This is a genomic window from Pelagibacterium sp. (assembly GCF_965249125.1).
Lineage (GTDB): Bacteria > Pseudomonadota > Alphaproteobacteria > Rhizobiales > Devosiaceae > Pelagibacterium.
Genome location: NZ_OZ252217.1, coordinates 3,828,457 through 3,841,547, shown reverse-complemented (window position 1 = coordinate 3,841,547; position 13,091 = coordinate 3,828,457). Strand labels below are relative to the sequence as shown.

13 protein-coding genes are annotated in these 13,091 nt (G+C 62.7%); 7 read left to right on the top strand and 6 right to left on the bottom strand.

Translation table 11 applies throughout. The features are described 5' to 3' along the window. Positions 1 to 112 precede the first annotated feature (112 nt). Complete coding sequence (gene secA / locus ACP148_RS18735) at positions 113 to 2,779, bottom strand: preprotein translocase subunit SecA (RefSeq protein WP_425033610.1); 2,667 nt, start codon at positions 2,777 to 2,779, stop codon at positions 113 to 115. 271 nt (positions 2,780 to 3,050) lie between these two features. Between secA and ACP148_RS18730 the strand changes: the two genes are divergently transcribed. The 3 genes from ACP148_RS18730 (at position 3,051) to ACP148_RS18720 (ending at position 5,833) form a co-directional block, all read left to right on the top strand. Then, positions 3,051 to 4,007 (top strand): peptidylprolyl isomerase, encoded by a 957-nt coding sequence (locus ACP148_RS18730; protein WP_421952272.1) that lies wholly within the window; start codon positions 3,051 to 3,053, stop codon positions 4,005 to 4,007. A gap of 240 nt (positions 4,008 to 4,247) precedes the next feature. Next, positions 4,248 to 4,604, top strand: a complete 357-nt coding sequence (locus ACP148_RS18725; protein WP_421952273.1) for a YciI family protein — start codon at positions 4,248 to 4,250, stop codon at positions 4,602 to 4,604. Continuing rightward, entirely contained in the window at positions 4,601 to 5,833 is a 1,233-nt protein-coding gene (locus ACP148_RS18720) for an RNA polymerase sigma factor (RefSeq protein ID WP_421952274.1), read from the top strand. The genes ACP148_RS18725 and ACP148_RS18720 overlap by 4 nt, the downstream gene beginning before the upstream one ends. A gap of 19 nt (positions 5,834 to 5,852) precedes the next feature. Here the strand turns inward: ACP148_RS18720 and ACP148_RS18715 are convergent, their stop codons facing one another. Beyond that, the gene (locus ACP148_RS18715) at positions 5,853 to 6,467 is read right to left on the bottom strand and encodes a TetR/AcrR family transcriptional regulator (protein WP_421952275.1); all 615 of its coding nucleotides are present in this window, start codon (positions 6,465 to 6,467) and stop codon (positions 5,853 to 5,855) included. A 360-nt stretch (positions 6,468 to 6,827) separates the two neighbouring features. Between ACP148_RS18715 and ACP148_RS18710 the strand changes: the two genes are divergently transcribed. The 4 genes from ACP148_RS18710 (at position 6,828) to ACP148_RS18695 (ending at position 9,680) form a co-directional block, all read left to right on the top strand. Beyond that, positions 6,828 to 7,127 carry a hypothetical protein gene (locus ACP148_RS18710; protein WP_421952276.1) on the top strand — a complete coding sequence of 100 codons (300 nt, stop codon included), beginning with the start codon at positions 6,828 to 6,830 and terminating at the stop codon, positions 7,125 to 7,127. Positions 7,128 to 7,290: 163 nt separating this feature from the next. Then, entirely contained in the window at positions 7,291 to 8,523 is a 1,233-nt protein-coding gene (gene argJ / locus ACP148_RS18705) for a bifunctional glutamate N-acetyltransferase/amino-acid acetyltransferase ArgJ (RefSeq protein WP_421952277.1), read from the top strand. Between the two features lie 6 nt (positions 8,524 to 8,529). After that, positions 8,530 to 9,285, top strand: a complete 756-nt coding sequence (locus tag ACP148_RS18700; RefSeq protein ID WP_421952278.1) for a GNAT family N-acetyltransferase — start codon at positions 8,530 to 8,532, stop codon at positions 9,283 to 9,285. Beyond that, positions 9,282 to 9,680, top strand: coding sequence for a (deoxy)nucleoside triphosphate pyrophosphohydrolase (locus ACP148_RS18695; protein ID WP_421952279.1), 399 nt, complete (start codon positions 9,282 to 9,284; stop codon positions 9,678 to 9,680). The genes ACP148_RS18700 and ACP148_RS18695 overlap by 4 nt, the downstream gene beginning before the upstream one ends. A gap of 96 nt (positions 9,681 to 9,776) precedes the next feature. Here ACP148_RS18695 and ACP148_RS18690 read toward each other — a convergent pair whose 3' ends face one another. From ACP148_RS18690 to ACP148_RS18675, 4 genes are all read right to left on the bottom strand, one after another. Further along, positions 9,777 to 10,802: a L,D-transpeptidase family protein gene (locus ACP148_RS18690; protein ID WP_421952280.1), complete on the bottom strand. Its 1,026-nt coding sequence runs from the start codon at positions 10,800 to 10,802 to the stop codon at positions 9,777 to 9,779. A gap of 132 nt (positions 10,803 to 10,934) precedes the next feature. Next, positions 10,935 to 11,894 (bottom strand): acetyl-CoA carboxylase carboxyltransferase subunit alpha, encoded by a 960-nt coding sequence (locus ACP148_RS18685; protein ID WP_421952281.1) that lies wholly within the window; start codon positions 11,892 to 11,894, stop codon positions 10,935 to 10,937. A 117-nt stretch (positions 11,895 to 12,011) separates the two neighbouring features. Next, on the bottom strand, positions 12,012 to 12,908 hold the full coding sequence (locus ACP148_RS18680) for a site-specific tyrosine recombinase XerD (protein ID WP_421952282.1): 897 nt from the start codon (positions 12,906 to 12,908) through the stop codon (positions 12,012 to 12,014). Next, entirely contained in the window at positions 12,908 to 13,060 is a 153-nt protein-coding gene (locus ACP148_RS18675; RefSeq protein ID WP_421952283.1) for a histidine kinase, read from the bottom strand. The genes ACP148_RS18680 and ACP148_RS18675 overlap by 1 nt, the downstream gene beginning before the upstream one ends. Positions 13,061 to 13,091: the final 31 nt, after the last annotated feature.

The following is a 13,091-nucleotide window of genomic DNA, read 5'->3' as shown; positions in this document are numbered from 1 at the left end:
CGTTCACAAATGCAGGTCAACCCTAAAGGGTTCCCTTGCCCAGCGCGACCGGCAACAAAAAACCCCGGAGCGAGGGCTCCGGGGATTATGAGGCATTGGTCTGCGGAGCGGGTCAGAACGCCCCGTGGCAATGCTTGAATTTCTTGCCCGATCCGCACGGGCACGGATCGTTGCGCCGGGTACGGGCCATGACTTCGGGGCTCAACTGGCCCCTGGGTCCGTCTTCGTCGCGCACTTCGTTCTCCCCGGTCACCGGGTCGAGATGGGTTTCACGAAGCTGGGCGGGGGCCTGCGGCTCGGGCGGCTTGATCTCGAAATGGCTCATCTGGGTGGTGACCAGTTCGCGCAGATTGGCCAGAAGCAGCGAGAACAGCTCGAACGCTTCCTGCTTGTATTCGTTGAGCGGATCGCGCTGGGCCAGTCCGCGCCAGCCCACCACTTTCGAAAGGTGATCGAGCGTTACAAGATGCTCGCGCCACAACCCGTCGATCGATTGCAAAATGAAGCTTTTTTCGATCTGGCGCATGGTCTCGGGCCCGATGCGCGCCGCCTTGGCCGCCGCATAATCATCGGCCATCTTGACGATACGCTCGCGCAGCACTTCCACATCCATGCCTTCCTCGTCGGCCCATTGGGCCAGCGGGGGCTCGATGCCCAGATAGGTCTTGCACGCCGCGCCGAGCTGTTCTGTGTTCCACTGCTCGGGATAGGAGCGCTCGGGCGCCGATTTGGCGATGATCGAATCCACGACGTCGTGGCGCATGTCGGCGATGGTTTCGGCGACGTTTTCGGCATCCATCAACTCGATGCGCTGTTCGAAGATCACCTTGCGCTGATCGTTCATCACGTCATCGTATTTGAGGATATTCTTGCGGATATCGAAATTGTGCCCTTCGACGCGGGTCTGGGCGCGCTCGATGGCCTTGGTGACCATGGCGTCGGAAATCGATTCCCCGTCTTTCAGTCCCAGCGAAGTGAGGACCTTTTCCATGCGTTCGGGGAAGAACCGGCGCATCAGATCGTCCTGCAGCGAGACGAAGAATTTCGACCGCCCCGGATCGCCCTGACGGCCCGAACGGCCGCGCAGCTGGTTGTCGATACGACGGCTTTCGTGCCGCTCGGTGCCGATCACCATCAGCCCGCCTGCCGCCAGCGCTTCCTTTTTCTTTTCTGCGATATCGGCCTTGATCTCGGCGGTCTTTTTCTCAAGCGCCTCGTCCTCGATACCCTCGCCTTCATTGGCAACGCGCATTTCCAGATTGCCGCCAAGCTGGATGTCGGTCCCGCGACCGGCCATGTTTGTGGCAATCGTGATGGCGCCCGGCACACCCGCCGCCGCGATGATCTGGGCTTCCTGCTCATGATGGCGGGCGTTGAGGACGGCGATGTCCTTGATCCCCTTTTTCTTGAGGAAGTCCGCAAGCATCTCCGAACGCTCGATCGAGGTGGTGCCGACCAGAACCGGCTGGTTGCGCGAGCGGCACTCGATCACCTCGTCGGTGATGGCCTGGAACTTTTCCTCGACCGAGCGATAGATCTGGTCGTTCTCGTCGATACGCGCGATCGGCACGTTGGTGGGCACGGTCACAACGTCCAGCCCGTAGATATCGGCAAATTCGGACGCCTCGGTATCGGCCGTGCCGGTCATGCCGGCCAGCTTTGTGTAAAGCCGGAAATAATTCTGGAAGGTGATCGAGGCCAGCGTCTGGTTTTCCGGCTGGATCTTTGTGCCTTCCTTGGCTTCGAGCGCCTGGTGCAGCCCCTCGGAAAACCGCCGTCCCGGCATCATGCGGCCGGTGAACTCATCGATGATCACAACACCGTCGTCGCGGACGATATAGTCCTTGTCGCGGGTGAAGATCTTGTGCGCCTTGAGCGCTGAATTGAGGTGATGGACGATCGAGACATTGTCGATGTCATAGAGCGAGCCGGATTTGATGAGCCCGTCGCGCTCGAGGATTTCCTCGAGCTTTTCGATGCCCTCGTCGGTAAAGCTCGCCGCGCGGTGCTTTTCGTCGATCGTGTAGTCGTCCTCGACCAGCAGCGGAATGTATTTGTCGATGGTCTTGTAGAGTTCGGACCGGTCCTGGGAGGGCCCCGAAATGATCAGCGGGGTCCGCGCCTCGTCGATCAGGATGGAATCCACTTCGTCGACGATCGCGTAATTGTGTCCGCGCTGCACCATCTGGGCGCGCGAATATTTCATGTTGTCGCGCAGATAGTCGAAACCGAACTCGTTGTTGGTGCCATAGGTGATGTCGGCATCATAGGCTGCCTTGCGCTCGGCATCGTTGAGCCCGTGGACGATCACCCCCGTGGTCAGGCCCAGAAAGCTGTAGAGCCGGCCCATCCATTCACTGTCGCGGCGCGCCAGATAGTCGTTGACGGTGACGATATGGACGCCCTTGTCTTCAAGCGCGTTGAGATAGGCTGAAAGCGTCGCGACAAGCGTCTTGCCTTCACCGGTGCGCATTTCGGTAATGGCCCGCTCGTTGAGCACCATGCCGCCGATCAGCTGAACGTCGAAGTGCCGCATGCCCAGCGCGCGCTTGGAGCCTTCCCGGACAGTGGCGAATGCGGGAACCAGCACATCGGCCAGCTTGGCGCCATCGCGCAATTGCTGGCGGAATTCCTCGGTCTTGGCCTTCAACTGCTCGTCGGTGAGCTTTTCGAATTCGGGCTCGAGTGCGTTGATGGCATCGACACTGGATTGATAGCGTCTGACGCGCCGATCGTTGGCCGAGCCGAAAAACTTCCGGGCGAGCGCTGCTAGAGCCATGAAGAATTGTCCTTAGAACCTTGTTGGATGCACCCGAACCGGCGGTTGCGACGTCCCGGAATTGCCTTGCACGAATGGACGGGCGGCAGGCCGGGGCGCTGCCGAAAGGAGCGCGGAAAACTTCGGCAGGAGATGTAAGAGTGCCACCATGGGTTGTCAACGTTGGCAAAATCGGACAAACCACCGCCAAAGTCCGGGGCTAAACGCTTATCTGGAACTTTGGTTCGGGCGATGGGGGGCCCGGGTCCGGAAAACAAGGAGAGTTCTCATCATGTCATCCGACTTCGCCGCTCCGGTGGCCGGCCTCTTGCGGGCCGCATTCATCCCGGCGGTCCTCGCCGTCTCGCTGACCGCTTCTCCGGTCTGGGCGCAAAACGACGATCCTGCCCCCGCCGCCGAAGCGACCGAACAGGCAGCGCCTGCCGCTCCTGCCGAGCCAGCCGCTCCCGCCGAACCGGTCTCACCCGATACGGTGCTGGCCACAGTGGGCGGCGAAGACATTACCGAAGGTGATCTGGTTCTGGCCGCCGAAGAGCTGACCCAGGAACTCCAGTCCATTCCCGCCGACCAGCGGCGCGGTTTTCTTTTGACCGTCATCATCGACATGAAGCTGATGGCCAGCGCCGCCCGCGAGGATGGCCTCGACCAGTCCGAGGATTTCACCCGCCGTCTGGCTTATCTCGAAGACCAGGCCCTGCGCCGCGCCTTTTTCAATTCGATCGTCGAAAATCAGGTGACCGAGGAGGCTATCCAGGCCGCCTATGACGAACAGGTCGCCGATTTCTCGCCCGAACCCGAAGTCCGCGCCCGCCACATCCTGGTTCCGACCGTCGAGGAAGCCAACGAAATCCGTGCCGAAATCGAAGCCGGCCGTGATTTTGCCGATGCCGCCAGCGAATATGGCACCGACGGCACCCGCGCCAATGGCGGCGATCTGGGCTATTTCTCGACAGGCATGATGGTCCCCGAATTCGAACAGGCCGCCATGGCCCTCGAAATCGGCGAGCTCTCCCAGCCCGTCGAAAGCCAGTTCGGCTTCCACCTGATCTATCTCGAAGACCGTCGCCTGTCCGAAGCGCCCCCGCTCGAGGAGGTGCGCCAGCAGGTTGCCCAGCAGGTTCTCTATGAGAGCTATGAAGCGGCCATCGACGAGATCAAGACCGGCGTCGAAATCGAGATCGACGACCCCGACCTCGCCGCACAGGTCGAGGCTCAGGGCGGCATCTAACGCCCACCGATTTCCTCAATTCTTTAGAACCCCGGTCCCTGGCCGGGGTTCTTTTTTTCCAGGGACCGCTCTTGCCCCTCAACGCGGACCGCCTGCACCGGGGCAATTGCAAACCCCTTCGCTCCGGCCGATCATGGTGAGAAAACGAAAAAATTTCCGGCCCGCTGTCGAACCGGCCAAATGGCGCGCGACATCTTTGTGCACGATGATGTGCGGACCCAGGGATGAAAGGATTTTCCCATGCGTTATTTGCTCATGCTGCATGCCGACGAAACGGTCGGAGCGTCCATGCCGCCCGAACAGATGAAAGCGGCCATGGACCAGATGGGCGCCTATGTGCAGGCGCTCGAAAAAGCCGGCGCCTTCATTGCAACAGAGGCCCTCGACTTCGCCTCGAAGTCCTCGCTTGTCACGGTTCGTGACGGGGATACGCGGGTGGAGGACGGCCCGTTCGCAGAAGCACGCGAACAGTTCGGCGGTTATTTCATCATCGAGGCGGCCAACGAGGACGAGGCCCGCAAATGGGCGGCGCGATGCCCAGGCGCGACCTGGGGGACGGTCGAGGTCCGCCGCATCCGCGACAAGGACGAATATTGACCGTTTTGACCCCGGCACGACAGGCAGTCGAACGCGTGGCCCGCGAGAGCTACAGCCGGCTGCTTGCCGTACTCGCCGCCCGGAGCCGGGACATCCCCGGCGCCGAGGACGCGCTGGGCGAGGCTTTGGCCGCGGCGTTGCGGCAATGGCCCCAAGAGGGTGTGCCCGCCAGCCCCGAAGCCTGGCTGGTGTCGGTTGCCCGCCGGCGCCAGGTCGACGCCCGGCGTCGCCGGGCAACCGCTGAGGCTGCCACCGAGCACCTGACGATGATCGCTGATGAATTCGACCCGCCGGACGGCGAGCGCCCGATCTTTCCCGACCGCCGCCTGACGCTGATGCTGGCCTGCACCCGCTCCGAGATCGATCCCGCCATGCGCACCCCGCTCATGCTGCAAATTCTCCTGGGGCTGACCGCAACCGAGATCGGCGCCGCCTATCTGGTCCCGCCGGCGACCATGGGCCAGAGGCTGGTGCGCGCCAAGGCGCGGCTCGGGCAACTCAATATCGGGTTCCAGGAGCCCGACGCCGATCAGCTCCGGACCGGCCTGCCTGCCGTTCTGGAGGCCATCTATGCAGCGTTTACCAGCGATTGGGTGGGTCGGGAGAGCCGCAAGCGAGCCGAAGAGGCAATATGGCTGGCCCAATGCGTGGTGGCGCAGGTGCCCTCGGACCCCGAAGCGAAGGGACTTGTCGCGCTGCTGTTATATCTGAGCGCCCGAATGGACGCGCAGAGGACCCCCGATGGCAGCTATGTGCCGCTTGAAGCGCAGGACACCGCCCGCTGGGACCATGAGGCGATCGATACAGCCGAAATTCTGCTGCGGGCCGCCAGCCAGGACGGACCGAGCGGTCGCTTTCAGATCGAAGCCGCCATCCAGTCGGTTCACTGCGCGCGGCGCAACAGCGGCGGCACCGACTGGGCGGCAATCGGATCGCTATATGATCTGCTGTTGGTTATGCGGCCCTCGCCGGTCGTGCGCCTCAACCGGGCACTGGCGCAAAGCCATCTCGATGGCGCCACCGCCATGCTCGGCGAGATCGCCGAAATCGGCCTTGACCCGCGCATGGTCGCCTACCAGCCCTATTGGGCGGGACGCGCCCAGTTGGCCGCAAGCGCCGGAGAGCGCGAGATGGCGCTCGAGGCCTTTGGCGTGGCGATGGGTCTGACCTCCGACCCGGCGGTCCGGGCCTATCTCATGGAACGTCGGCATCTCCTGCTCGACGGGTGAGCGCGGCATCCCGAACCCCTCAGCCGGGGTTCTTTTTTGTCGCCGCCAGGATGGTGGCAACCACCCTCTCGATATCGGCATCCGAGCCTTCGAGCCGGCCGGTCAAAAGCCGATGCCAGGCAAAACCGGCAAGCAGTTCGATGATGACGGCGCTATCGGCCTCTGCGTCGATTTCGCCGCGCGCCTTTGCCCGGTCAACCAATTGCTCGGCAAATTTGCGCCGCCCACGCTCATAGGCAAACAGCGCCTCGGCGGCCTGCGGATCGCTCTGGGCCTCGGCAATGACCGAGCGGAACACGGTTCCGCAGATGCCATCGCTCCAGAACCCGATCAATTGATTGGTCAGAAACCCCCGCAGATCGTCCTCGAAATTTCCCGTGTCGGGAAACTGGCGTGCATTCTTGAACCCCTGATAAACGTCGAGCAGCAGCGCCGCCTTGGAGGGCCACCAGCGATAAACCGTCGGTTTGCCCGCCCTTGCCCGCCGCGCCACCGCCTCGATGGAAAACCCCGAAAGCCCCTCTTCGCTCAGGATCGCTTCCGCCGCATCGAGAATGGCCTGCTGGCTGGCCGGATTGCGTTTGGCACCGATCGAGCCACGCCGCACTGCGGCAGGCTGTTTTTGGTTTGCCATCTCCCGTACTCCTTTCCTCGACCCGCACCACGCCTTGCGGCCCGGCCCCTCATCCAATTGCCCTGATCGGTGAAACAACCGTCATGGCCACTCCCCAGCTACGCCTCGGGACCGCTGGCGCCTCCCGCCCCCTTGGGTCGCTCAAACCTTGGATCCCTTGGTTCGCTTTGATCCGTAGGTCCCTTCCCCGCAGATCCCGTGACCTCGCGATCCAGCGATCCGGAGACCCAGGAACCCAGGAACCCAGGAACCCAGCGAGACGTGCCCGAACATATAGGAGAAAAAAATCAAAATATCCACTTGAACGAAACGGCTCGTTTCAAGATATAACGGAACGTTCCGTTTCGAAAGGTTGACCGAATGTCCAATATGTCCTCCGCACTAACCTCCTCCGCCCCAACCTCCACCGCATCGACCACCGGCCCCGCACCGACCGCCGCTCTCCGCCCCGCCAGGTCGCGGCAGTTTCTGGTGACCCTCATCGGGGTCTATCCCATCATCACCCTGATCCTCTACCTCGTCCTCCCTCTCACCGCCGGCTGGCCCATCTGGCAGACGACCCTGATCGTCGCCCCGACCATGGTGGCCATCATGGTGTTCTGGCTGATCCCCCAGATCCAGAAGCGTTTTTCCGTCTTCATCATGCGTCCCGTGCGCTGATGGAGACCGCGGCGGATCCTGCCGGCCCGTCTGGAATTTGAAGGGCACCGGCCCGAAGAGCTCTTCCGGGCATCCTCGCTCCAACTTTAGCGCTTTCGCGACCTTGCGCATGATCGCCCTTTGGGGCACACGAGGCACATCGATCTGTCGAAGGTTTGCCCCAATGGCCCTGCCCGTCTCCCCCCTTGCCCCCAAAACCCATGTCGCCCCGCCCGCCATTGCCGGTGTGCGCTTTGCCACCGCCGAAGCGGGCATTCGCTACAAGGGGCGCACCGACGTGCTGCTCGCGGTCTTTGATCCGGGCACCGTCGTTGCCGGAGTTTTGACGCGCTCGCTCTGCCCCTCGGCGGCCATCGACTGGTGCCGGCAGAACCTTGGCGCCGGCACGGCCCGCGCCCTTGTCGTCAATTCGGGCAACGCCAATGCCTTTACCGGTCTAAAGGGCAGAGAATCGGTGAAACTGACCGCAGACATCGCCGCGAAAGCTGTGGGGTGTGAACCCTCGGAAGTCTTTCTCGCCTCGACCGGCGTCATCGGCGAACCGCTCGACGCCACCAAATTCGACGGCGTCCTTCAGGGCCTGAACGAAAAGCTGGCCGCCGCGCCCTGGATGGATCCGGCCAGGGCGATCATGACCACCGACACCTTCCCCAAACTGGCTGAAGCCACCATCGACATCGACGGGACGACCATTTCCATCGCCGGCATCGCCAAGGGCTCGGGCATGATCGCGCCGGACATGGCCACCATGCTCAGTTTCGTGTTCACCGACGCACCCGTAGCCGCCGATGTGCTCCAGGCGCTCGTCGCAAAGCACAATAAGACGAGCTTTAACGCTATCACCGTCGACAGCGACACCTCGACCTCCGATACGCTTTTGGCCTTCGCCACCGGCAAGGCGCAAATCGACCCTATCGCCTCGCTCGACGATCCGCGCGCGCAAGCCTTCGGCGAGGCGCTCAATGACGTGCTGTTCGATCTCGCCATGCAGGTGGTGCGCGATGGCGAGGGGGCTACCAAATTCGTCGCGGTCAATGTCACGGGCGCCACATCCGACGACAGCGCCGCAAAGATCGCCCGCGCCATTGCCGACTCGCCCCTCGTCAAGACGGCAATCGCCGGCGAAGACGCCAATTGGGGCCGCATTGTCATGGCGGTGGGCAAGGCCGGCCAGCCCGCCGATCGAGACAGGCTCACCATTGCCTTTGGCGAGCATGTCCTCGCCCGCAACGGGCAGCGCGCTCCCGATTATTCCGAGAATGCGGCCACCGCCTATATGAAGGGCGACGAGCTTTCGATAAGCGTCGATATCGGGCTCGGCGCGGGCGGCGCCACGGTCTATACCTGCGATCTGACCCACGGCTATATCGACATCAACGGCAGCTACAGGAGCTGATCCGACTTGCTGACCGTCTCCCAGATCGAAACCGCGTCCCTTGCCACATGGCCCGCGCTCGAAACCGTCGCGGACGGGCACTGGCGCGCCCGGTTCGCCGGGGGCTTTTCGGGACGCTCCAATTCGATCTGGTCCCTCGATCCAGCCGACGACGGCGACGCCGCCGGGCGCATCGCAACCCTTTCGGCCCGCTATGCCCGACACGATCTGCCCGCCGTTTTCAGGGTAACCCCGCTCACCGGAAACGGCATCCTCGATACGCTCGACCAGACGGGCTGGGAGCCTTTCAAAACCAGTCTCGTGCTCTCTGCCCCGCTCACCCAGACCGACGGGTTCGATGGCGCGGCCAGCCTTTACGACGCCACCGACCCCGCTTTCCTCGCCGCGCAGACGGCCCTTCAGGGCTTTGATGCCAACCAGCGCGGAACCTTCGCCGCGATCCTTGCCGCGCTCAATCGCCCCGCCTGCGGCATTGTCATCGCCGATAGTCAAGGAGCGCCCGGCGCCTCGCTGTTGTGCGTCGAGAGTGACGGCATCGTTATGATCTATGACGTCATCACAGCGAAAAGCCTGCGCGGTCAGGGATTTGGCCGCCGCATGATGGCCAGCGCGCTCAGTTGGGGGGCCGAAAACGGCGCCAGCCACGCCGCGCTTCAGGTCCAGGGTGACAACAGCCCGGCCATCGCGCTCTATCTCTCCATGGGGTTCGTCTTCCGCTACCCCTATCACTACCGCCGCAAGCCCGAGGCCCAAGCGCAATGAAAATCACACTTGTCGTTGCCTGCGCGCTTGTCGATGCCGACCGGCGCGTGCTGATCGCCCAGCGCCCCCAGGGCAAGCAACTGGCCGGTCTCTGGGAATTTCCTGGCGGCAAGCTCGAGGCGGGCGAAACCCCTGAAGCCGCGCTGATCCGCGAATTGCGTGAAGAGCTCGAGATCGAAACGAAAGAAGCGTGCCTCGCCCCTTTGACCTTTGCCAGCCACACCTATGACGACTGGCACCTGATGATGCCGCTCTATGTCTGCCGGAAATGGCAGGGCACACCCGTCGCAACCGAGCATTCGGCCCTCAAATGGGTGCGCCCGCAAAAGCTGCACGACTACCCAATGCCCCCCGCCGACATCCCGCTCATCGCCCCGCTCTGCGATCTGCTTTGAGCGTTTTTTTCGGCGTCGCCATCGCCCAATCCATGCACCCCGGCCTTGCCGTCCAGCGTTTGACGGGCGGGTGGTGTTCCCCCTCACCCGATAAGATCAGCCCTGCGGCGCGCTTTCGGCCCCCGGTTCCGGCTGGGCGGGCGCCAGCCCATTGAGCGGGCTGAACAGGGTATCAAAAAAGCCGCCCACGGCATTGTTGATCGCTTCGCTCCGCGCGGCCAGTTCGACCTCGGCGTTAACGCGCCGCTGTTCGGCTTCCGCTGCCGCCGCCTCTGAATCGGCAAGCCGCATGATCGCGCTCTGTATTGCCGCGGCGTCGGCGGACTGGCGCGCCTGGAAGGCCGAAACTATGGACGCGTCGGCCACCACCGCCTGGCAGCTTCCCGCCATCGAAGCGGTTGCGTTGACCGCTGTCGGCTGGCGGAACACGTAACGGCCATCGCACACGTCCCACGCGGGCGGCGTATTGGCCACCTCGAAGAAATCGTAGCCCTGCTTGATGTTGTTCCAGAAATCGATGTGCTGGCTCGACTGGTGCTTGGCCATGTTTTCGGGCGTCATGCGGAAGGGAAAAATCTGCACCTCGAACGAGCGGTTGCCGCCGGTAAAGCTTTCGCGGGCCAGCGCATAGATTTCCGCGATCTGCTCGTCTTCCATGGCGTAGCACCCCGCCGACGAACACGCGCCATGCACCATCAGATGGCTGCCCGTCCGCCCATGAGTGCGGTCATATCTGTTGGGAAAGCCCAGATTGAAGGCGAGGTAATAGTTCGAGTTCGGGTTCATCAGCCCCGGGGTGATGGTATAGAACCCTTCAGGCGCCTGTCGGTCGCCCTCGTAGAATTTGGGACCGAGTTCGCCCGACCACGTGCAGATTTCATAGGACTGGAACAGCTTGAAAGAGCCGCCGGCGGTCTGTTTCCAGACCTCGAGCGTCGATTCTTCCTTGAAGATGCGCACCATCATCGCCGCCTGCGGGCTCGAACCCATGGCGGCCAGCCGCGATTTGGCGGCGCCTGAAAGCGGCGTGAGATGACGCCCGTCGCCTTCAAGCGCCGAGCACGAGGCCAGAACACCCGTAACAACGAGCGATACGGCCAAAAGGACGATTTTACGGAGCATCTATGCCCTGACCCTACAATTCCTGTACGCCTTGCCCCCACCCCCACTATGCCATCACAGGGTTAACGCTCGGTAAGGTTGTCGGGTAATCGACCTAAATTTTATGCAAATTGCAAGATGACGTTGTCAAATTCAGGTGAGAGACGTCCCGATCGCCAGGAATTTTTCGCGCCGCTGCTCACGGATTTCGAGCGGGCCGAGATCGTCGTCATATTCGCCGAGGAACTTGACGATTTCGGCTTTGACGTCCGCGAAGATTTTTTCCGGATTGCGGTGCGCCCCGCCCATGGGCTCCTCGATGATGCCGTCGATCACTTTGAGAGCCAACAGATCCTGCGCCGTGATCTTTTGCGCCGCAGCCATGTCCTGCGCCTTGCCCGCGTCGCGGAACAGGATCGACGCGCCAGCCTCCGGTGAAATCACCGAATAGACCGAATGCTCGAGCATGAGCACCTTGTTGGTCGCCGCAATCGCGATCGCCCCGCCCGAGCCGCCTTCGCCGATGACGATGGAAAGGTTGGGAACCCCGATCTCGAGGCATTTTTCGGTCGAGCGCGCAATGGCCTCGGCCTGGCCGCGTTCTTCGGCACCGATCCCCGGATAGGCGCCCGCCGTATCCACGAACGAGATCACCGGCAGGCCGAACCGGTCTGCCATTTCCATGATGCGCACGGCCTTGCGGTAACCCTCGGGCCGTGCCATGCCGAAATTGTGCTTCAATCGGCTTTCGGTGTCATTGCCCTTTTCCTGGCCCAGGATGGCCACGGGCACCCCGTCGATGCGCCCGAACCCGGCCTGGACGGCGGGATCTTCGGCATATTTGCGATCGCCGGCCAATGGCGTCCATTCGGTCACCAGCGCCTTGAGGTAATTGGAGAAGTGCGGGCGCTGCGGATGGCGCGCCACCTGCGTCTTCTGCCAGGGGCTCAGCTTTTTATAGACGTCGCGCAGGGCATCGTCGGCGCGCTGTTGCAGGCGCGTAACCTCGTCACCGATCGAGACCGCTTCATCGGTCTGGGCGAGGTTCTTGAGCTCGGCAATCTTGCCTTCGAGCTCGGCGACGGGTTTTTCGAAATCGAGATATGACTGCATGCAATCCGCCCGTTTCGGGCAACCTTCTCATGTTTGTACGACAAGCACCAGATGCTGGCTAGCGCGATGACCTAGGGTTCCAAAGTGGCGGGAAAGTGTCGATTAGACAGTGTGATGTCAAGCATCGCTCGACAGCGGATGATGATCTTCGAGCAGTTTGCGCAAATGAGCGTCCAGAACATGAGTATAAATCTGGGTTGTTGAAATGTCCGCGTGACCCAAAAGCATCTGCACCACCCTCAAATCGGCCCCGTTCTGGAGCAGATGGGACGCAAAGGCGTGCCGCAACACATGCGGCGAGACCTTTGCAACCGGCAGCCCGGCCCGGCCCGCCAGCCCCTTGAGGTCGCGCGCGAACACCTGCCGCGCCAGATGCCCCTCGGCTCCCTTGGCCGGAAACACGAACTTTTGCTTGTCCGCGCGGTCCAGCCAGCCGAGCAGGGCGTCCTTGGCCTTGTCGTTGAGCGGCACCAGCCGTTCCTTGCCGCCCTTGCCGACAATGGTCAGATGATCGGCCTCCCGCCGCACCGCCCTGCGCTCGAGCGCCACAAGTTCGGTCACCCGCAACCCCGTGGCATAGAGCAATTCGAGCAGCACATAGAGCCGCACAGCGCCATCCTCGCCGCCCGCCGCTTCGTCCTCGGCGCATTGCAAAAGCCGGTCGACGTCCTCGACCGAAAGCACATTGGGCAATCCCCGGCCCGGCTTCGGCGTCGAAACGATGCGGGTTGGATCGTCGGCCTTGCTGCCCTCGGACACCAAAAACCTGTGCAATTGCCGCACCGCGCTCAACCGCCGCGCCGCCGAACTGGCCGCCAGCCCCTGCGCCGTAAGGAAGGCCAGATAATCGGCGACGTCGGCCCGCACCGCATCGGATATCGCCTTGTGCCTGTTGGCCAGAAACCCGGCATAATCGAGCAGGTCGCGCCGATAGGCCTCGATCGTATTGGCCGCGGCGCCCCGCTCGGCGCTCATCATTTCAAGGAATGCCTCGATAAGATGGCCGTCCGCCATCACGGCGCATCCGCCAGAAGGTCGCGCGTGGGCACCCTCACTGTAACGTCGCGCTCATGGGGCTCGACCAGCACCGCCAGCGCGAACATGCCCGCATAGGCAAGCCCTGCGATAAAGGCGATTGCAACCAGCAGGCGAAACAATGTGGGCATGGCATCCTCGGCGTCGGTAAGTGATTTTTCC

What these genes read in the sequence shown, in the direction of transcription:
- ACP148_RS18730 (WP_421952272.1), top strand. Translation starts at nt 3,051, where the DNA reads ATGTCATCCGACTTCGCCGCTCCGGTGGCCGGCCTCTTGCGGGCCGCA.
- ACP148_RS18695 (WP_421952279.1), top strand. Translation starts at nt 9,282, where the DNA reads ATGAAAATCACACTTGTCGTTGCCTGCGCGCTTGTCGATGCCGACCGG.
- secA (WP_425033610.1), bottom strand. Translation starts at nt 2,779, where the DNA reads ATGGCTCTAGCAGCGCTCGCCCGGAAGTTTTTCGGCTCGGCCAACGAT.
- ACP148_RS18690 (WP_421952280.1), bottom strand. Translation starts at nt 10,802, where the DNA reads ATGCTCCGTAAAATCGTCCTTTTGGCCGTATCGCTCGTTGTTACGGGT.
- ACP148_RS18715 (WP_421952275.1), bottom strand. Translation starts at nt 6,467, where the DNA reads ATGGCAAACCAAAAACAGCCTGCCGCAGTGCGGCGTGGCTCGATCGGT.
- argJ (WP_421952277.1), top strand. Translation starts at nt 7,291, where the DNA reads ATGGCCCTGCCCGTCTCCCCCCTTGCCCCCAAAACCCATGTCGCCCCG.
- ACP148_RS18725 (WP_421952273.1), top strand. Translation starts at nt 4,248, where the DNA reads ATGCGTTATTTGCTCATGCTGCATGCCGACGAAACGGTCGGAGCGTCC.
- ACP148_RS18675 (WP_421952283.1), bottom strand. Translation starts at nt 13,060, where the DNA reads ATGCCCACATTGTTTCGCCTGCTGGTTGCAATCGCCTTTATCGCAGGG.
- ACP148_RS18710 (WP_421952276.1), top strand. Translation starts at nt 6,828, where the DNA reads ATGTCCAATATGTCCTCCGCACTAACCTCCTCCGCCCCAACCTCCACC.
- ACP148_RS18680 (WP_421952282.1), bottom strand. Translation starts at nt 12,908, where the DNA reads ATGGCGGACGGCCATCTTATCGAGGCATTCCTTGAAATGATGAGCGCC.
- ACP148_RS18685 (WP_421952281.1), bottom strand. Translation starts at nt 11,894, where the DNA reads ATGCAGTCATATCTCGATTTCGAAAAACCCGTCGCCGAGCTCGAAGGC.